The organism is Muricauda brasiliensis (assembly GCF_003057865.1).
GTDB lineage: Bacteria > Bacteroidota > Bacteroidia > Flavobacteriales > Flavobacteriaceae > Flagellimonas > Flagellimonas chongwuensis.
This window is the reverse complement of sequence record NZ_QBTW01000011.1, coordinates 478,245-499,259: the sequence shown is the minus strand read 5'-3', so window position 1 is coordinate 499,259 and position 21,015 is coordinate 478,245. Positions and strand designations below refer to the sequence as shown.

Genomic DNA, 21,015 nt, shown 5'->3' with positions numbered 1-21,015 from the left:
ACCATCGCCCGGAACCATTTAAGATTTAGAATTCCTAATTTAAGATTGTGTTCTATGTTTAAAAAAGTATTGATTGCAAATAGGGGCGAAATTGCCTTGCGGATTATAAGAACCTGCAAGGAAATGGGCATTAAAACGGTGGCCGTTTACTCTAAGGCGGACGAGGAAAGCCTTCACGTTCGTTTTGCCGACGAAGCCGTTTGTATTGGTCCCGCACCCAGTAGTGAATCTTATCTGAAGATTCCAAATATTATAGCAGCTGCGGAAATTACCAACGCCGATGCCATTCACCCGGGGTACGGATTCCTTTCCGAAAACTCCAAGTTCTCCAAAATATGTGCTGAGCACGATATCAAATTCATTGGTGCATCCGGTGACCAAATTGATAAAATGGGAGACAAGGCCACAGCAAAGGAAACCATGAGAAAAGCCGGGGTACCCACTGTTCCTGGTTCCCAAGGTCTTCTTAAGGATGTTGATCATGCAAAAAAGGAAGCCAAAAAAATGGGCTACCCGGTCATGATCAAAGCTACCGCAGGTGGTGGTGGAAAGGGAATGAGAGCCATCTGGTCCGAAGACCAAATGGAGAAAAATTTCAACAGTGCCGTTACCGAAGCGACTGCCGCTTTTGGAAATGGTGGAATGTACATGGAAAAGTTGATCGAGGAGCCTCGCCATATCGAAATCCAAATTGTTGGTGACCAATATGGAAAGGCCTGTCACTTATCCGAAAGGGATTGTTCCGTGCAACGTAGGCACCAAAAGCTTACCGAGGAGACCCCTTCGCCTTTTATGACGGACAAACTACGTGAAGATATGGGAAAAGCCGCTGTTAAAGCTGCTGAGTACATTAAATATGAAGGAGCGGGAACCATTGAATTTTTGGTGGACAAACACCGAAATTTCTACTTTATGGAAATGAACACCCGTATTCAGGTAGAGCACCCGATTACTGAACAAGTTGTAGATTATGACTTGATCCGTGAGCAAATTTTGGTAGCGGGTGGTGTGCCGATTTCCGGCAAAAACTACTATCCAAAATTACATTCCATCGAATGTAGGATTAACGCGGAAGACCCTTATAACGACTTTAGACCATCTCCGGGAAAAATCACAACGCTTCATACCCCAGGAGGCCACGGTGTCCGTTTGGATACGCATGTGTACAGTGGTTACATGATTCCTCCGAATTATGATTCCATGATCGCGAAGTTGATTACCACCGCCCAAACAAGGGAAGAGGCCATTAACAAAATGAGAAGGGCCTTGGACGAGTTTGTTATTGAAGGTGTAAAGACTACCATTCCATTTCACCGTCAATTGATGGATCACCCAGATTATTTGGCCGGCAACTATACCACCAAATTCATGGAGGATTTTAAAATGGATTCAAAATATAAAGAAGAACATTAATCAAAGCCCCGAATTTATCGGGGCTTTTCTTTTATGCAATTAAGTTACTGGGAACATAAAAGTTGGTTTTCCAATGTTGATTTTACCGTAATCGGCAGCGGTATCGTTGGTATTAATTGTGCCATAAGCCTTAAGGAAAAATATCCCAAGAGCAATATCCTGATATTGGAAAAAGGCAGTTTACCACAGGGGGCAAGTACTAAAAACGCAGGTTTTGCTTGTTTTGGGAGCGCCTCGGAAATTCTATCAGACTTGGAGCACCATTCTGAAGAAGAAGTGGTGAAGCTCGTCGAAAAACGCTGGAACGGCATTCAGAGACTACGTCATCTTTTGGGAGATAAAGCCATAGGATTCGAGCTCCACGGAGGTCACGAACTGTTTCCTTTGGAAAAACCTGCGTTTTATGAAAAATGCTTGGAATCCATTCCTTATCTCAACCGTTTGATGGAGCCGATTTTTGCCAAAAACCCTTTTGTAACCAATTCCAATTTCTTCGGGTTCTCCAATATTCAGGAAAAGTACATCACGCACCAGCTGGAAGGGCAATTGGACACAGGCAAAATGATGTGCTCCTTGATTCAAAAATGTGTGTACATGGAAATACCCATTTTAAACGGCGTAATGGTGCAAGATGTGACAGAATGCAATGGCGTTGGAATCATCAAAACAACCGACTTTGAGTTTCAGTCCAAGAAAGTATTCGTGGCCACCAACGGGTTTGCCTCAAGGTTATTGAAGTTGGAAACTGTAAAACCTGCAAGGGCACAGGTCTTGATTACGGAACCCATCCAAAACTTGCATATCAAGGGGACATTCCATTTTGACGAAGGCTATTATTACTTCCGCAACATTGATGATAGAATCCTGTTCGGTGGTGGAAGAAACCTTGATTTTGAAACCGAAGAGACTATAACTTTCGGACAGACCCCGATTATCCAGAACAAACTGGAAGAACTGCTACACACAATGATTTTACCCCGGCAATCCGTTAAAATAGAGCGGAGATGGAGCGGTATTATGGGAGTGGGCGCACAAAAATCACCTATCGTAAAACAGGTTTCAAATGCTATTTACTGCGGCGTTCGCCTAGGGGGAATGGGTGTAGCCCTCGGCAGTCTTGTTGGCCAAGAACTGGCCGAACTGGCCGATTAAACCATTCGCCCGTCCAATAAATTGATGATACGGGAGCCGTATTCGGCATTTTTCTCCGAATGTGTCACTTGGATAATGGTCACCCCTTCCCCGTTTAATTTCTTGAAAAGTTCCATGATTTCCTCCCCTTGTTTCGAGTTAAGGTTTCCCGTGGGCTCATCGGCCAATATTAGTTTTGGGTTGGAGATCAGTGCCCTCGCAACACCGACCAATTGCTGTTGGCCGCCACTTAATTGCGTAGGAAAAAGGTCCTTTTTCCCAACAATGTTGAAACGGTCCAACATATCCGCCACCATCGCCTTTCTTTCCGAACCTTTTATTTTTTTATAGATCAAAGGCATTTCCAAGTTCTCCTTTACCGTAAGTTCGTCCAACAAATGATAGGATTGGAAGACAAAGCCAATATACTGTTTGTACAAGTTGGAACGGTGTTTCTCTTTTAGGGAGTGTACGGATTCATCCATGAAATTATACTCGCCCTCATCAAAAGTGTCGAGCATGCCAATGACATTGAGCAACGTGGATTTTCCAGAACCCGATGGTCCCATAATGGAGATAAATTCGCCCTCTTCCACCTCTAGATTGATATCTTTTAATAAAAATATACGTTGGCCGCCCGTGGTGACCCATTTAAAAATATTGTTGAGTTGTAATAGCATAGTATGTTTATTTATTCGTCCCTTAAACTTTTCACCGGATTTGCAGATGCAGCTTTTACAGTACGTGAACCCACCGTAATAAAAGCTATCAATGTAGCCGTAAGTCCTGCAACAACAAAGAACAACGGACTTAAACTTACGTGCGAGGCATAATTCTGCAACCATTCATTTAAAAAATACCAAGAAATTGGGGTGGCTACCAAAAAGGCCAGGCCGACCAACTTTAAAAAATCCTTGGTCAGTAACAGCGCAACGGAAGACACGCTTGCTCCTACCACTTTTCTCACTCCTATCTCTTTTGTTCTTTGCGCCACCACTAAAATGGAAATAGCGAATAGCCCCAAGCAACTTAATATAATTCCTAAAATACTGCCACTTGTAATGATTGTGGCCAAGGTTTTCTCTCTTTTAAAGGTGCGGTCCACATTTTCATCTAAAAACGAGCCCAAGAACTCTGCTTGAGGCTCAATTTTTTCCCAGGCCGTTTTTATGGCATCAAAAGATTGTGCGGCATTTTTGGGCGAAATTTTCACGTATGCATAATATAGGTCCCAATTACGGTTGAGGAATAAGGTGAGCGGTTGTACTTCCTTTTTTACGTCTTGGAAATAATAATCCTTTATGACCCCGACCACCGAATAGGTAACGGCATCATCCATATTGATACGGATGGACAGTGGGTCGTCCTCTCCAAATTGCTTGGCCATGCTTTCGTTGATTACCAAACTAAGACTGTCGGTACTGTATTTTTTATCGAACATACGCCCTTCCAAAAGCTCAATATCCAAGGTTTTGGCGTAGTCGTAGTCTACGGTAAGTGCATTTGTAATCAATCCCCTGCCTTTATAATCGAATCCCATGGCACTGCTGGTAATACTGCCGTCCTTCCCTAGGCCCAAATTGCTATCAGAGCCGGATACGCTCAAAATATCAGGGTTTTGGGTAAGTTCATCCCGCAAAAGTTCTATAACGGCATAACTATCCTTTCTGCCGTTCAAGGGGATGGATACCACCTGTTCCTTGTTATAGCCCAAGTCCTTGTTCCGCAAAAACTCTATTTGTCCGTGCAAAACCAATGTCCCACTGATCAAAATAATGGCGATTGCAAACTGAAGCACGATCAAACCGTTTCTTAACCGGTTTTTACCAAAGTCCAACTTACCTTTCAGTGCTCTAAGGGTGCCCAGTTTGCTCATGATCAATGCCGGATAGCCCCCAGCAATCAGGGTAATTATAAAAATGGATGCGGCAAACAGAAGAATAATGGTGGGCTTGGTCACCTCGGCAAAAGTGGCCTTTGTTACAAATAGGGTTTTAAAGGGGTCTATGAGTAAATTGCTTAGCAGAAGCCCAAGTCCGATGGAAACCAAGAATACAACTACACTTTCCATCCAAAACTGGAAGAACAGTTGCTTTTTTACCGCCCCCAGTGTTTTGCGCATACCGATTTCTTTCAATCTTTTTTCACTCAGGGCAATGTTCATGTTAATGAAATTTGCGCAAACAATGAATATAATCACGATTGCCACCCCAAGAATCAAATAGGGAAAAGTGCGGGCTGTTTCGGCCTTTCCTTCCTTAAAGGATACGAAGTGCATGTCGGTAATAGGCAACAAATGGAACTGCTTAAACTGTCCATTTTCATCAGGGGATGCTCCATCCCTTTTATCGCTTTCGATACTTCCCCTATAATGAAGATTGGCAAATTCCCTTGAATTGACCTCGAACTGTTCTGTCGTCATACCCTCTTCCAATTGCAGATAAATCGGAAAAAACTGAGAGTTCCAAACATCCTTGTTAGCCTCAAATTCGGGATGGTTCTCGAACGGAATCACAATATCAAAATCTATACTGCTATTGGTCGGTGTGTTTTCCAAAACGGCCGAAATGGTAAAGGGATAAACATCGCTTCCCACTTTAACCTGAAGCACATCGCCGACCACATTCGTGTTCCCGAACATTTTTGTGGCTGTTTCTTCGGTTATGGCAACAGAATTTTTTGAGGGCAAAGGATTGTTAGTATTACCCGCAATCACGGGAAAGCTGAAAATAGAAAAGAATTCGGCATCAACGTATTCGGCATCCAAATCCAAATCTTTGTCCTGGTAGCTTACCAAGGCATCCTCGCTCAAGCTTCGGGTAATTTGCTTTATTCCCGAAACTTCTTCCTTAAGGGCGCTCGCCAGAGGGACTGGGTTGGATGTGCTCGTTTCTGCTCCTCTTGGGGTTTGGCTGGTCAGGTAGATTTGGTATGCACTATCCTTATTCTCGTGGAACTGATCAAAAGACAGTTCAAACAAAGCTGTCATGCTCAACAGAATGGCCACGGCAAAAGCGCAGGTAAGTCCTACAATGTTGGCAATACTGAATATTTTGTTTTTTATCAGATTTCTCCAAGCGATTTTAAGATAGTTCTTGAACATGGTTTTCGTTGTTTGTTGGTTCCTGTTATGTTTTGATTTCTTTTTAACTACTCGTTCCTTAAACTCTCAATAGGGTTTATATTGGCCGTTTTGTAAGTTCTTGCTCCCGTAACCAAAAGGGCCACCACGGCCATCCCGATTCCACTGGTCAAGAAAACCCACCAACTTAGCTCTGTCTTGTAAGCGAAGCTTTCTATCCATTCTTGGACCAAGTACCACGATATGGGTACTGCAATGGCGAAGGCAACACCTACCAAAATCAAAAACTCCTTGCACAACAAAATGTTCAGTTGGGCTAGATTGGCACCCAACACTTTACGCACCCCTATTTCCTTTACTCTGCGTTCCGTGGTATAGACTACGAGGCCCATTAGTCCCAAACAACTGATCAATATGGCCAGTCCCGTGGCCCATTTTAAAAGTTGGACAGCGCTTTTCTCCTGTCTGTAAAATCCTTTTACCGTTTCATCCATGAACCTAACTTCCAACTCCTCATCTGGATAAACGGAAACTAAAACTTCCTCCACCTCATCAACAATTTGGGTCCACCGTTCGGGATTGTTGCCCAAATCAAAATGGATACCGTCAAACCCTCTGCTATAGTGCCCTCTAACGGCCAAAGGCCTTATTTCGGACCGTAATGATCTTTGGTTAAAATCTTTCATCACCCCAACTATGGCAATTTTTACGGTATCCAACTTTACCGAGGTTCCAACCACTTCTTCCGGGTTTTGGAAACCAATGGCCCGTGCAAATGTTTCGTTCACCACGTACTCGTCTATACTATCGTTCAACCTTTCCCTGCCGGCAATCAGCGGGATTCCGTAGGTTTTTAAATAGGATATGTCACCTGTCAAAATTTGCGCTTCTTGATGCGTTTCATTGCCATCTTTATAGTAGGAAAGTATGGTTGATGACATATTGTTGGAGGCCGGAGGATTATCGCCCCAGCTTACTTGGGAAAGTCCCTTTATATTCTTTATCTGATTGAATACCCTTTCCTTCTTAATCTGGGACCTATCATTCCAAGGCAAGTTTACATATGCGACCGCCTCTGTTTTCATTCCCATGTCCTTCTGCATTAAAAAATGTAATTGTTTTGCGACCAAGAAGGTCGCGATTACAAATACCTGGGCCACCACAAACTGGAAAACAGTAAGGGTCTTGCGCAACCGAACTCCTTTGTCCCCTTTTGAGAACTGCCCTTTAAGCACCGAAACAGGCTTAAATTTGGACAGTACAAAAGCTGGATAAAATCCAGAAAGCAGACACACTAAGAGCATCAAAAGTAATATGCCAAATATGCCCTCGGCACTGTACAATACCGATAGGTCTATCCCGCTTGGAAGAAAATCCTTGAACTGGCGCAAAAGAAATGGAGCCATCACAAGTGACAGTACCGTCGCCAATAAAGTCAATATAAAAGTTTCACCGAAGAATTGTCGCACCACTTGTTTTTTGGAGCTTCCCAGTGTTTTCCTGATGCCTATTTCCTTAGCTCGCGTAAGTGCCTGTGCAGAGTTTAGATTGATGAAATTTGCACAGCCCAACAACAATAGGAAAAGTGCTATAAAAGCAAGACTTTTCAATACCTTCATGTTGGCTACGTGACTAGAATTGTTGAATGGGTAGTCGCCGTGCTCACCGCCAAAATGAATCTCCGATAAGGCCTGAATTTTAAACCACCGTTCATCGTTAATGGCCCAAGGTTCCCTATTTTTATGCTCTTTGGCCAGTTCGTCCAACCGAGATTGAATATTCGGAACACTGGCTCCTTCACTTATCTTGAAAAAAAGTTGGTCTCCCGAACTTGTCCCGTTCCAGGCATCACTGGTCGTAAAATCACTTTCTCCGAACATTTTGGCGGAGGACAAGGACATGAACTCGGTAAATTTAAGATCGCTGTTCTGTTTGAGGTCATCCACTACGCCCATTACCTTCACATTAACAGAATCGTTATAGACCAAGGTTTGCCCAATTACCTCGTTGACATTCTTATGTGGAAAATATTTTTCCGCCTTAATCTTGGTCAATACTACTTGTGCGGGTTCGGAGAGTGCTGTTTGGTTATCTCCGGCCAACCAATTGTAATCAAAAATCTCAAAATAGTCCCCATCGGCCAATATGCCATTGTTCTCATTTCTGAACACCAGGTCTTGTGCCTTATTTTCGATGGTGGAGAAATAGGTGCTCATAAATGGAGCCGATACCTCTACGCCCGAAATACCGTTCCTGAACTCCTTCATCAAGGGTACGGAGACACCTCGGTTCGAGAATTCATTCTCCCCTGATTCAAAAAGGGTGGTTACCCGATAGATTCTATCCCTGTCCTTATGAAAATTGTCGAACGAAAAATCAAAATAAACTATGGCACCGATAACGATAGATGAACACAGACCAATGGAAAGCCCAATTACATTTATAAAAGAGAACAATTTGTTCTTTAAAATACTTCTCCAAGCTACTTTTAAGTTGTTGAAAAACATGGCATTTGGTTATGGTTAGTGTTTATTCGGTCCTAAGGCTCTTTACCGGGTTCACGATAGCAGCCTTTATACTTTGATAACTCACGGTCAATAGGGCTACTCCCACGGCCAACAGGGCCGATAGTGCAAAAATCCACCAAGGGATGTCTATTCGGTATGAGAAGTCCTCCAACCATCGGTTCATGGCATACCAACCAAGCGGTAACGCTATAAACACGGCAAGGCCAACGAGCTTTAAAAAGTCCACCGATAATCGGTAAACAATTTGGCCAACACCTGCACCCAATACTTTTCTCACCCCGATTTCCTTTACCCGTTTTTGAGCATTGAAAGTGGCCAAGCCCAAAAGTCCCAAACATGCTATAATGATGGAAAGCACTGTGAAAATCATAAAAATCCGCCCTAAGCGCTGTTCCGCATCGTAACTGGAATTGAACGAATCGTCCATGAAATAATGGTCAAATGGCTGAGTCGGTGCCATATCCCGCCAAATGTTTTCAATTTGCGCAACGGTCTGGGAAACATCTCCGCCATTTAATTTAATGGCCAGGTTACTGGCAAATTCACCCCCATGGAAAAGGGCCAATGAGCCCACCTCATCCCTAAGGGTTTCGTAATGAAAATTCTTTACAACCCCTATTACGGTGCTCAACGAACCATTCTGAAAATCATTGACAAATTGGGTTCCGATGACACTTTCAGGGGTTTTTCCCAAGACGGCCACTGCTTTTTCATTAAGAATTACGGCCGAGGAATCCGTAGCGAATCTGTCCAGATCAAAAGCTCTACCGGAAACCAATGACAGTCCGATGGTGGATAGATAATCATCATCCACCGTCCATTGTTGCATGTTGATGGATTTCTCCTGACTACGATCTTCTGCCAACATGTAGGTTCCGCTGCTTCGTGAAGATGGGGTGGGCAGATAACTGCTCAATGTGGCGGTATTTACCTGGCTGAGGCGAACCACCGCATCTTTAAATGCCTGCCTTTTTCCTTCCAGACCGTTGACGCCGCCAATTATCAATACTTGGTTTTTTCCATAACCAAGATCCTTGCCCTGTATAAATCGTAATTGTTGAAAAACCGTAAGCGTTCCCATGATCAAGAATACGGAAATGCTAAATTGGAGTATGACCAGGGCATTTCTTATCCTTCCTCCACCTATGGAGTTGTCCCCTTGGCCTTTCAATACTTTTGCGGCAACAAAACGGGACATAAAGAATGCGGGGTAACTTCCAGAGAAAAGACCAAGGACCAAGGCTGCCATGATCAAAATCAACCAAAATATAGGGCTGGCATAGGGGATGGACAACTCTTTGCCCGCTAGGTCGTTGTACAGTGGCATGGCCAAGGATGCGATGATCAAAGCAAAAATTAATGAGCCCAAGGCAATTAGTCCAGATTCTGTCAAAAATTGACCTATTAAACCACTGCGCTGGGATCCCAATGTTTTACGGATGCCTACTTCTTTGGACCGTTTAAGGGAATGTGCCGTGGAAAGGTTCATAAAATTGACGCTTGCCAGCACCAAAAGAATCAAAGCGATTGCTCCCAAAATATATACATTTTTGATATCGCTAACCGTGCTGAATTCCGGGTTTCTTTTGGAGTATAAGTGAATGTCCATTAACGGAATGGTGGAGTAGTTCACATAATTACCGGAATCCAAGAACTGTTGTTCCGTTATCCCGGGGAAAAACCGTTGCGCATATGGAATCAGATACTTGCCGACCATGGCCTGCATCTCACTTTGTATATCTGTGCCCTTGGCTCCGGGCACCAATTTCACAAAAGTGTAATAATTATGGTTTCCCCATTCTGCAAGTTGTGCATCTTCATATCCTGCCATGGATAAGAAAATGGGCTTGTCCCTAAAAATGGAGTTTTTGGGCAGATCCTCCAATACTCCGGTCACGGTAAAAACTTCATCATCATTAATAACCAAAGTTTGCCCTACTGCTTGATCAATTGGAAAATGCTTTTCTGCTGCTGTACGCGTAATGACCAGCGTGTTCGGCTCTGCCAAAGCGGTGCGTTCATCTCCATAAAGAAGTTGGATTCCGAACATTTTAAAAAAAGTTGAATCCGCATAAGACACATAAGATTCCCGTACGTTGTCCGTGGCCTCTTGTTCACGGATAAAAACACTCCCAATACTCCTGAACCTTGTAGCCATTTCCACTTGGGGAATGTCGTTCACCAATGCTTCCGCCATTGGTGCCGATACCTCAGATGTGTTTTCTACAGTGCCGCCGAATTTCATATCTGCATTTATTCGGTAAATGTGTTCCGCATCCGTGAACATGTTATCGTGGCTGAGGTCGTCCCAAATGTAAAGGCAGAGCAAAAGCCCACCAGCCATTCCAATAGCTAATCCAAATATGTTGAGGAAGGTGAAGAATGGCTGCTTTTTTAGGCTTCTCCAAGCGATTTTTATGTTGTTTTTGAACATGGTTCTCGTTTTTTGATGATGTTATTCCGTTCTTAGGCTCTTTATCGGGTTTGTGGTTGCCGTTTTGATGGATTGAAAACCAATGGTAGCCAAGGCCACTGCCAAGGTTCCTACTCCTGCCAAAACAAATATCCACCAAGATATAGGGGCCTTGTATGCAAAATTTTCCATCCATTTGTCCATAAACCAATAGGCGAAGGGTGACGCTATGCAAATGGCCAAAAGCACCAGTTTTAGGAAATCCTTGGACAATAATGTGGCTACGTTTTCCACCGATGCGCCCAAAACCTTCCTAATTCCTATTTCTTTTCTTCGCTGCAAGGCCGTAAACGTGGCCAAGCCGAAAAGTCCCATTACTGCAATCAAAATGGCAAAGCCCGTAAATGCCCCAAAAATCTTTGCCAACCGGTCTTCTGCTTTATACTGTGAGTCAAACACATCGTCGAGAAAGTAATACTCGAACGGCTGCTCGTTTTCATACTTCTGATAGATGATCTTCAATTCATCTAGTATTGTTGGAATATTGGTTTTAGGACCTACTTTGGCATAAAGCACCCCTCCCTGTTCAAGCCAAGCGTATGAAGGATCGTTTTTTACAAACAGGGATAGAGCTCCTATCTTGTGGTGTAACGAGGAGTAATTAAAATCTTTTAAAACCCCTTGGATTTCATACCTGTCATTAATTTTTTGATGAATAGGATTATCTTTTAAGCTTAATCTGGCAACAGCAGCTTGATTAATGATTACTGCAGACTTGTTCCCCATTTGGGCAATAGAATCTTTAGGCGGTATGGCCCAATCAAGCCCCATCATCGAAATAAAGTCTTTGTTAATGGTAAGGGTTGGCAAGAAAATCATCTCATCACCAGTATCGCTTTGGGCACTCATCATATTATGGCCCTTGTAAAGCGGTAAAATACCAGAGGTAGTTTCCACAATTTCCGAAAGGGAACTCACCTCTTCTTGAAAAGCTCCGAAGTGTTTGCCCAGGTTTCCGGAAAAAGGCAGCATTACAATATTTTCCCTGTCCACGCCCGTATCGGCATGCCTGAAAAAATCAAGTTGCCTATCCATCACCAATGCACAGATTATGAGTACTACGGATATACTGAACTGGAAAACAGTAAAGAACTTTCTTAGGGCTACTCCTCCTTGCTGTTTACTCATTTTTCCTTGTAATACCACAATGGGTTTAAACGATGAAAGTAGAATAGCGGGGTATGCCGCTGCCAAAAATATGGTCAGTAACAGCAGCAGTAAAAGTGACAGCAACATTTCGGGACTGTAGATGAAAGCTTTGTCCACTTCTACACCTAGAAGCTCAAAGAATTTGGATTGCGTGGTAAGGCATAAAAAATAACCGAAAACGAACGATATGACCGTATAAAGCGCGGATTCAAAATAGAATTGTTGCGCAATGGCCTTTCTGGGCGCTCCCATTACTTTTCTTACGCCAACTTCCTTTGATCGTGTCGTAGAACGGGCAGTGGATAAGCTTGCGTAGTTTACCAGTGCCAATATCAAAATCAAAAGGGCCACCAATGGAAATATTCTGATGTATTTGTTTTTGGCCCAGTCCTCACCTAGGTGCAAGCTACGTAATGGCTTCAATAAATACTTTTTTTGAAGGTCATCACCTGAGTTCTTTCCAATGGAATTTAACAGGCTTGCTTCCACCATTTTAGGGTCGGCCAATTCATCCAACAGAAAAAGTGTGGTGAAGTTAGAGTACCCTTGTTCAATATCCTCCTTATACTTTTCAATTCCCAACATACTGGAAATGGGCATGATAAAATCAAAATGTATACTTGAGTTAGAAGGTGGGTTTTCGGCAATGCCCGTAATGGTAAAAAGCATATTGCCAAAAAGCTGTAACGACTTCCCAATTGGGTCTGCATCTGCAAAATACTTTGTGGCTATCCTTTCGGAAATAACCATACTGTTTGGGTTAATCAAAACCTCCCTCTTATTGCCATTTGTAAGATTAAAGCTGAAAAACTCAAAAAAGTTAGGGTCGGCGAACAAAATATTATCCTCGGAAAACTTTAATGAAGGGGTCTCAGTATTGGTGACCAAAACATTTTCAGAAATCTTTTGGCACCTTAGGTATTCTTCAATTCCTGCTACACTTCTTTTACTTTTCGGACCTTCAGAATAATCCAAATATGGAATGTAGATGGGGTCTTTGCCAAAGGTCATCTCCGTTTCGGCCTGGTAAATGTTGTCTGCATTACCATGAAACTTATCATAGCTCAACTCATGTCCAACATATAGAACTATCAGCATACATGCGGCAAGCCCCATGGATAGGCCGACAATGTTTATACTTGAATAAACCTTGTTCCTAATGAGTCCTCGCCAGGCTATTTTTAGATAGTTCTTAATCATGATTCTGTTCTTATTCTGTTCTTAAACTTTTGACCGGGTTGGATTTTGCCGCACGTATGGCCTGAAAACTAACTGTGAGTACCGTTACCGCTAGAGCTCCGAGCATGGCCAAGCCAAAAATCCACCATTTCAAAATCACTCTGTACGGATATTCTTGTAGCCATCCGTTCATCACATAATAAGCTATGGGCACTGCAATAAAACATGAGATTATCACCAATTTTAAAAAGTCCTTGGACAACATGTTCCACACATTAAATACCGATGCTCCCAATACTTTTCTAACCCCAATTTCCTTGGTACGTTGCTCGGCCACAAATGAGGTAAGACCAAAGAGGCCCAAACAGCTTATTAAAATGGCAAGTGCGGTGAAAATTCCGGAAAGGGTTCCTATTCGTTCTTCAGATGCAAATTTCTCAGCGTATTCCTCGTCAACAAAATCGTATTGAAAGGGAATGTTCGGGAAATGCTCTTTAAATACTCTTTCGATTACTGCAATGTTCTGGCTGGCACTCTGTGACGGATTCAATCTCATATTGTAATAGGAAGAATTACCGTATTTATCAAAAACATACATACCTTGCTTTACTGGTTCGTACGGCGATTGTGCGATCATGTCCTGCACCACACCTATTATCTTTAATGGTGGCGAAGGGTCTTCCTCATCATCGTCTTTAATAAATTTTCCAATTGGGTTCTTGAGCCCCATATATTTCACGGCCGATTCATTTATCAGCACGGCATTGGAGTCCGAGGGGAATTCCCGTGAAAAATCTCTCCCCTCCACAATCTTTAAGTTGAGACTTTTGGCATATTCAGGAGACACTTCGGTCCATGCCAGGTCTTCTTGGAAACCTTCCGGTTTGCCCTCCCAAACAAATCCACTCCGGTTGGACCAAATGTTAGTTGTCGGGGCACTGGAAGTGGACATTTCCAAAATTGCGCCCGAATTGATGAATTCTTCCCTCATCAATTCAAACTTGCCGGTAAAATCCTGACTCATCGTTGGAATCTGTACCAGACCCTCCTTATCGTACCCAATGGGCCTGTTTTTTGCAAAATTGATCTGTTGCATTACAATCACGGTTCCGATGATGAACGCTACGGAAACCGTGAACTGGACCACGACCAATATCTTTCTTGGTAAACCGGAATGCTTGCCTGCTTTAAAGGTTCCTTTTAAAACATCCACTGGTCTGAACGAGGATAAATAAAGAGCGGGGTAGCTACCTGCCAAAAGGGCTGTGACCGTTATGAAGAGCAAAGAAACTCCCCAAAATGCGAGGGAGCTCCAAGGAAAGGATATCTCCTTTCTTGCCAAATTATTGAACCCGTTCAACGAGGCCACAACAATCAATACAGCAATTAAAAAGGCAAACGATACCACCAAAAATGATTCGCCCAAAAACTGGTTGATCAATTGGGAACGTTGAGATCCAATGGATTTTCTGATTCCCACCTCTTTTGCCCTTTTTTCCGAACGGGCGGTGCTCAGGTTCATAAAATTGATGCAGGCCAAAAGCAGCACAAATCCTCCGATAATTCCGAACAACCAAACATATTTGATTCTGCCTCCTGCTTGCTTCCCGTTTTCGAAATTGCTACGGAGGTGCCAATCCTTCATTGGAAATAGAAATAATTGAGTGTTAAATTCCCTTGAGTTTTCGTTTAGCTTCTGTTTTACTTCCAGAATTTTTGAGGTAACGGATTCCATGGTTGTATTATCCGCAATTTGGACAAACATTTGAAACGAATTGTTTCCCCACTGATCTTCGGCATTTTTGATCCATTCGTTCACCGAAACATATTTGTCCCATGGCATAATGAACTCGGTGTCGTTAAAAGAGGCATTGAAAGGAAGATCCTCGTAAACTGCCGTAACCATCATATCGTATTGGCTGTTGACCTCGATTACCTTCCCGATTGGTTCCTCATCACCAAAAAGTGCTTTGGCGGTGGACTCGTTCAACATTATGGAGTTGATTTCCCGAACACCGTCCCTTTCTCCCTTCAAAATTTTTATATCAAGGATTTCGGGAGCTTCCCGCTGCATAAAATTGCCTTCACGTGAGATGCTTGTTTCCTTATATTTTAAATATTGGGAGGTGGTCCAAGAAGACATCACCAAATACTTAAAATTATCCATATAACCATCCCTAAAAGCTTTCTCCAATGGCCTTGGGATAGCGGGCCCGGTTCCGGTTTCACCATTGAACGTTTGGGATTGGAATATTTGGGCAATTTTGTCCTTATTGGTGTTATAATCGTTATAGCTCAGCTCATCTTGCACCCACAAGCCGATAATGAGCGTTACCGCCATGCCCAACGCAAGGCCTCCAACGTTGATTATGGTGTAACCCTTGTTCTTGGCAAGGTTTCTCCAGGCGATTTTGATATAATTTTTTAGCATGATTGATGGTGTTTTTTGATTGATTTATTCATTGCGCAGACCTTTGGTCGGTTGTAAAAAGGCGGCCCCTATGGACTGATAGCTGATGGTTAGTACGGCAATGCACAGGGCGATGACCCCTGCCATTAAAAAAACTTCCCATCCAATACTGATTCGGTAAGCGAAACCTTCCAACCACCTGTTCATAAAATACCAACCAATAGGTGTGGCAATCGCAATTGAAATGATGATAAGTTTCAGAAAGTCAAAAGTGAGCAGTTTGTAAATATTTTGGAAAGGCGCGCCAAGTACTCTTCGAATACTTATTTCCTTTCTTCGTTGTTCTACCATAAATGCTGATAGCGCAAATAGACCCAGACAAGCCACAAAAATGGCAAATAGGGCAAAACTGTTGAATATTTTGCCCATTCGCTGTACATCTTCGTGCATTTGGGCAAATTCCTGCTCGAGAAAGGAATAGTTGAGTGCTTGGTTGGGAACATTTTTGTTCCAAACCTGTTCAATGGCGGCCAGGGCATCGGTCGGATTTCCTTTTTGGAGTTTTACCGAAACAGCTCCATTGTCCTTTCCGATGACAAATGACAATGCGGAGATATCCTCTTTCAAGGATTTAAAATGAAAATCCTCTATCACCCCTATAATCTCAAAAACTTGGCTGTTATTGTCCAATTTTTTACCGATCGGATCCTTTAGGCCGAGCTCTGCGGCCATTTTGTTATTAATGACTATTGAATTGATAGAATCGTAGGCAAAATCCTTTGAAAATGCCCTGCCCTTATCCATTTGTATGCCCAAGGTTTCGATATAATCATAGTCCACACGCCATATTTGTGCCGGAACACCCCTTCCTCCATCATCCTGGCCATCGACCATAAAGGTGTTACCATTTCGGCTCCCTCCATCAATGGGCAAATAGTTTGTGGATGTCACGCTTTTCACCTGTGATAATGATGATAATTGCTCTTTAAAGGATTCTATTTTGTTGTCAAGAATATGGGTGCCCTCGAGTACTACCACACGTTCCTTGTCGTACCCCAATTCCTTGCTCACGATATAATCCATTTGCCGGTAAATAATCAACGTGCCAATGATCAAAATTACCGAGGTGGTGAATTGAAAAATGACCAATCCACTACGTAACCTTCCACTTTTGCTGCCCACACTCAGAGTGCCCTTGAGAACATTTGCAGGTTTAAATGCCGAAAGATAAAATGCCGGATAAATTCCTGCCAGCACGCCCACAAATAAGGCTGCGACAAGCAATGTTGGTACAAACCACCAATTGGTCCATGGCAATTCGATATTTTTTGAAGCAATTTCATTAAAGAACGGCAGCAGTCCCCAAGCCAAAAGCACTCCCAGTACGAAAGAGATAATACTGAACATCACAGATTCAGTCAAAAATTGGTTGACCAGACTGTTTCTAAATGCCCCAATGGTCTTTCTTAAACCCACCTCTTTGGCCCTATTGGCAGATTTTGCAGTAGAAAGGTTGATAAAGTTGATGATGGCCAAAAGCAATACAAAAATAGCTATGGCCGCAAAGAGCCATACAAACTTGACATCACCATGCTTCAATCCATCCTGCATTTTAAGGTCCGATTTCAGGTAAATATCCGTTACCGGTTGCAGTTTGTACTCAGCGGTCCGCAGCACATCTATAAAACTGGCCGAGCGGCCCCTTTCCATTTGCGCCGGAATAATGTATTTTTCAACAATGGAGGACATTTTTTGTTCCAATTCATCAATATTGGTGTTCGGATTGACCAATACATAGGTAAAATAGTTCTGATTCGTCCAGCTTCCATTGGTGTCCTCCACGGGAAGCATAAAATCAAAATCAAGATGTGAATTCTCCGGTATATCTTTCATGATACCTGTAACGGTATAGGGATTTGAGGTATCGTTGTCCAAGAACACAAGCTGTTCCAAAGCATTGCCGCTGGGAAAATATTTATCCGCTTTGGATTTGGAAATCACGATACTTTTAGGGTTGGTCAATGCTGTTGCCGGGTCTCCCTGTTCCAGCTCGATTTCCAATATTTCAAAAGCCTCTTGATCCGCAACAATAAAGTTCTCCTCAAAAGTATTCTCCTGAGTACCGTTTATCCTAAAACCTCGCTTGCCCGCACCAAAAATTTCAATGGTGTTCACTTTTCCAGCCTTGGTTATTTCTGCAAAATCAGATTGGAGTGCATCGGCAAAAGGCAGTTGAAAATGAGTGCTCTTCATTACCTCTCCTTGAATCTCTCCTTGGAACACCACTCGGTATATGTGGTCTTTGTTTTGGTAATGGGTATCATAACTGGATTCATTACCGATGAAAAGAGTGATTAAAAGGCATGCCGCTATGCCCACGGCAAACCCTCCTATCTTTATAAACGTAAAGAGCTTATCTTTTTTAATGCTTCTCCATGCAATATTTAGGTGGTTTTTGAACATGTGATTGATGATTTTCGATTGATTTTATTCGGCTCTCAGACTCTTGGTCGGGTTGGTCAAAGCCGCCCTGATGGATTGAAAACTTACGGTCAACAGGGCAATGCCCAGTGCAATGGTTCCTGCAAGAGCGAACAACCACCATTGCATATCGATTCTATAGGCAAACCCCTGCAACCAGTTTTCCATGGAAAAATAGGCCACCGGAAAACCTATGAGCAAGGCAATGAGCACCAGCTTGGCAAAATCCGTTGAAAGCATTTGGCTTATCTTGCCTACAGAAGCCCCCAATACTTTTCGAATACCGATTTCCTTTCTTCGCTGTTCCGCCGTGTAGGCCGCAAGTCCAAAGAGGCCCAGTGCTGCTACAAAAATGGCCAGTATACAGAATATGACACTGATCTGTCCCGCCCGTTTTTCGCGTGCATACATCCTAGCGATATTTTGGTCCATAAAGGAGTAATTGAAATCTAAATTGGGAACAACCCTGGTGAAAGTGCTTTTTAGATCAGCAACCGTATTGGCCAAATTCCCGGATTTAAAACGTACCAGCATGAACGATTTGCCTTCACTTGGATTGTTGTGGAATGCATAGGCCCCGATGGGTTGGTGCAGCGATTCGTAGTTGAAATCATCGACCACCCCGACAATGGTATTGGGCTTTCCGATATAAACTTCTTTTCCAATGGCCTCTTCAGGGGAAAATCCCAAATAATCGATGGCTTTTTTGTTCAACACGACTTCCACCAATGTATCTTTTTCGCTTTTGTACATCGGCAAGCTACTGCCCGCCAAAAGATGCAGTTTAAGAGCGTCCACAATACCTGCATCGGTGACATTGGTCTGAATGTTCAAGCCCTGTTCGTCCGAGCCTTTTCTTTTAAGGGTTCGTCCACTGACATCCCTGCCCGGATATCCTTGGGCCATGGATACTGCTGTAACTTCTGAAAGGTTTTTGAACTCTTGTTCCAAGGCATCACGATTGTCGTTGTCGCGCAATCCACCCACAGAAATTGCCATAACGTTGTCAGCGGTAAAGCCAAGGTTTTTGTTCTGGATGTATTTCGTTTGTTGATAGATGACCATTACTCCTACAATCAACGCAGTGGAGGCCGCAAACTGCATCACCACCAAGCCTTTTCTTATCATTACGTTGCCCTTTCCGCGCTTTAATGACGGGGACAGGATTTCTTTCGGTAAAAACCGGGACAGGTACATGGAAGGATATAGCCCTGAAAACAATGTCGTTATGGTCCAAACTCCCAACGCTGCCAGTAAAAAAGTTGGGGTGAGCAACAAGTTCATGTTCAAGTGTTGATTCGTCAGGCTGTTAAAGCTTGGCAACAATAACATGGTCAAAGCGATTCCCAAAACCATGGAAATGCCCGTAATGAATCCGGTTTCCACATAAAACCGACCTACCAACGATTCTGAGGATGCCCCCAAGGTTTTGCTGATCCCCACTTCCTTGGAACGTTTTTGGGAACGTGCCGTGGTAAGGTTCATATAATTGACACAGGCTATCAATAGGATTAAAATGGCCAGATAGGTAAGGTTGCGCACTTCGTGGATATCGCCGATCCTGGAAGAATATGCGTTCCCATAGGAAGCTGAATACAAGTGTACCTTGCTCAATGGCTGTAAACCGAAAGAATACCATTGTTCCTTCTTTGGGAGGTTTGCATCCAACATTTGGTCTATCTGTGTTTGGGTGGCATCCACCGAAACGTTCTCCTTTAACAGGCAATAGGTTTCAAAACTGGCATTGCTCCACGAGGTAGTATTATAGAACCAGTACCCATTGCTGGATGCTATGATCTCGGCATCCAAAGTGCTGTTTTCGGGAAAATCCCCGTATATCCCCGTTACCTCTAACTCACGGTCGTTATCGACCAGAATCGTTTGGCCGATCGGATTTTCATTGTTGAAATACGTTTTGGCCGCAGTTTCCGAAAGAATGACCGTACCCGGCCTGTCCAAAGCACTGGTCGCATCTCCCGCGACCAATTTGATGTCAAAAATGGTCAATAGCTCCTTGTCCACCCAATAGAAAAATTCTTCGGTAAAATTTTGATCGTTTATGCGCAAGGAGGCAGGTCTTCCAAAATTATGTTTTAATAACCTTGCAGCACTTTTCACATTGGTTACCTCTTCTTTCATGGCCAAGGCGGTTACCGGTGGGACCGTAGCCCAGGTCTCAAAGCCGAAATCACCATTGGTCTTCAACAATACCCGTTGTATCCGGTCCTTTTTTGGGAACATGGAGTCGAAGCTCCTTTCGTGGGAGATAAACAGAAAAAGGAGCATGACGATGGTCAACCCCATGGAAAGTCCAACAATGTTTATTGTTGAAAACAACTTGTTGGTCTTTAGGTTCCTCCAGGCTACTTTTAGGTGGTTCTTGAACATGTGATTGATTTTTTGATTGATGAAAAACTCCTATACCATACTTTTCATGGGCTTGTTTTGGCTTTCGGTCACAATTTGACCGTCGAACAGGTTAATCACCCTGTGTGCGTAATGCGAATCCCGGTCGGAGTGGGTTACCATTACAATAGTGGTCCCTTCTTGGTTGAGTTCCGTCAACAGGTTCATTACCTCGATGCCGTTTTTGGAATCCAGGTTACCGGTCGGCTCATCCGCCAAGATCAGTTTTGGATTGGTAACCACGGCTCTAGCTATGGCTACTCTTTGCTGCTGCCCCCCCGATAATTGCTGTGGAAAATGCTTTTCTCTATGGGCGATTTTCATACGCTCTAGCACTTTCTGCACTTTTTCTCTTCTTTCGGCCTTGTTCATTTTAAGATAGATCAAAGGAAGTTCCACGTTTTCAAAAACGGTGAGCTCATCAATCAGGTTAAAGCTCTGGAACACAAAGCCCAGATTCCCCTTTCGTAATTGGGTGCGTTGACTTTCCTTTAATCCGCCGACTTCGTGACCTGCGAAGTTGTAGCTTCCCTGCGTAGGGTTGTCCAACATCCCTATAATGTTCAGCAGTGTTGATTTTCCACATCCGGAGGGGCCCATGATCGCCACAAATTCCCCTTCTTCAACCTTAAGGTTTACGCCATTTAGGGCCAAGGTTTCCACCTCTTCTGTTCGGAAACTTTTTTTAAGATCTGTAATTTTTATCATTGTAATGGTTGTTTGATTGCTTTTTAAAGACTGTTCATTCTTGATCATTGTTACA

The 21,015-nt window shown here is 43.2% G+C and carries 11 protein-coding genes; 2 read left to right on the top strand and 9 right to left on the bottom strand.

Features of this window, described 5'->3' with window-relative positions; genetic code table 11:
* Positions 1 to 54: 54 nt before the first annotated feature.
* Both accC and DCK90_RS08150 read left to right on the top strand, forming a co-directional pair.
* The gene (accC, locus tag DCK90_RS08155) at positions 55 to 1,413 is read left to right on the top strand and encodes an acetyl-CoA carboxylase biotin carboxylase subunit (RefSeq protein ID WP_108245687.1); all 1,359 of its coding nucleotides are present in this window, start codon (positions 55 to 57) and stop codon (positions 1,411 to 1,413) included.
* A gap of 33 nt (positions 1,414 to 1,446) precedes the next feature.
* Positions 1,447 to 2,565, top strand: a complete 1,119-nt coding sequence (locus DCK90_RS08150; protein ID WP_108245686.1) for an NAD(P)/FAD-dependent oxidoreductase — start codon at positions 1,447 to 1,449, stop codon at positions 2,563 to 2,565.
* Here the strand turns inward: DCK90_RS08150 and DCK90_RS08145 are convergent.
* The 9 genes from DCK90_RS08145 to DCK90_RS08105 are packed head-to-tail and all read right to left on the bottom strand — an operon-like array spanning position 2,562 to position 20,960.
* The gene (locus tag DCK90_RS08145) at positions 2,562 to 3,224 is read right to left on the bottom strand and encodes an ABC transporter ATP-binding protein (RefSeq protein WP_108245685.1); all 663 of its coding nucleotides are present in this window, start codon (positions 3,222 to 3,224) and stop codon (positions 2,562 to 2,564) included. The genes DCK90_RS08150 and DCK90_RS08145 overlap by 4 nt on opposite strands.
* An 11-nt stretch (positions 3,225 to 3,235) precedes the next feature.
* Positions 3,236 to 5,647, bottom strand: a complete 2,412-nt coding sequence (locus DCK90_RS08140) for an ABC transporter permease (protein ID WP_108245684.1) — start codon at positions 5,645 to 5,647, stop codon at positions 3,236 to 3,238.
* A 47-nt stretch (positions 5,648 to 5,694) separates the two neighbouring features.
* Positions 5,695 to 8,133 carry an ABC transporter permease gene (locus DCK90_RS08135; RefSeq protein WP_108245683.1) on the bottom strand — a complete coding sequence of 813 codons (2,439 nt, stop codon included), beginning with the start codon at positions 8,131 to 8,133 and terminating at the stop codon, positions 5,695 to 5,697.
* Positions 8,134 to 8,155: 22 nt separating this feature from the next.
* Positions 8,156 to 10,588: an ABC transporter permease gene (locus DCK90_RS08130; RefSeq protein WP_108245682.1), complete on the bottom strand. Its 2,433-nt coding sequence runs from the start codon at positions 10,586 to 10,588 to the stop codon at positions 8,156 to 8,158.
* Between the two features lie 21 nt (positions 10,589 to 10,609).
* Entirely contained in the window at positions 10,610 to 12,976 is a 2,367-nt protein-coding gene (locus DCK90_RS08125) for an ABC transporter permease (RefSeq protein ID WP_108245681.1), read from the bottom strand.
* Between the two features lie 10 nt (positions 12,977 to 12,986).
* Positions 12,987 to 15,386: an ABC transporter permease gene (locus DCK90_RS08120; protein ID WP_108245680.1), complete on the bottom strand. Its 2,400-nt coding sequence runs from the start codon at positions 15,384 to 15,386 to the stop codon at positions 12,987 to 12,989.
* 24 nt (positions 15,387 to 15,410) lie between these two features.
* Entirely contained in the window at positions 15,411 to 17,828 is a 2,418-nt protein-coding gene (locus DCK90_RS08115) for an ABC transporter permease (RefSeq protein WP_108245679.1), read from the bottom strand.
* A 24-nt stretch (positions 17,829 to 17,852) separates the two neighbouring features.
* Positions 17,853 to 20,234: an ABC transporter permease gene (locus tag DCK90_RS08110; RefSeq protein ID WP_108245678.1), complete on the bottom strand. Its 2,382-nt coding sequence runs from the start codon at positions 20,232 to 20,234 to the stop codon at positions 17,853 to 17,855.
* 30 nt (positions 20,235 to 20,264) lie between these two features.
* Entirely contained in the window at positions 20,265 to 20,960 is a 696-nt protein-coding gene (locus DCK90_RS08105; RefSeq protein ID WP_108245939.1) for an ABC transporter ATP-binding protein, read from the bottom strand.
* Positions 20,961 to 21,015: the final 55 nt, after the last annotated feature.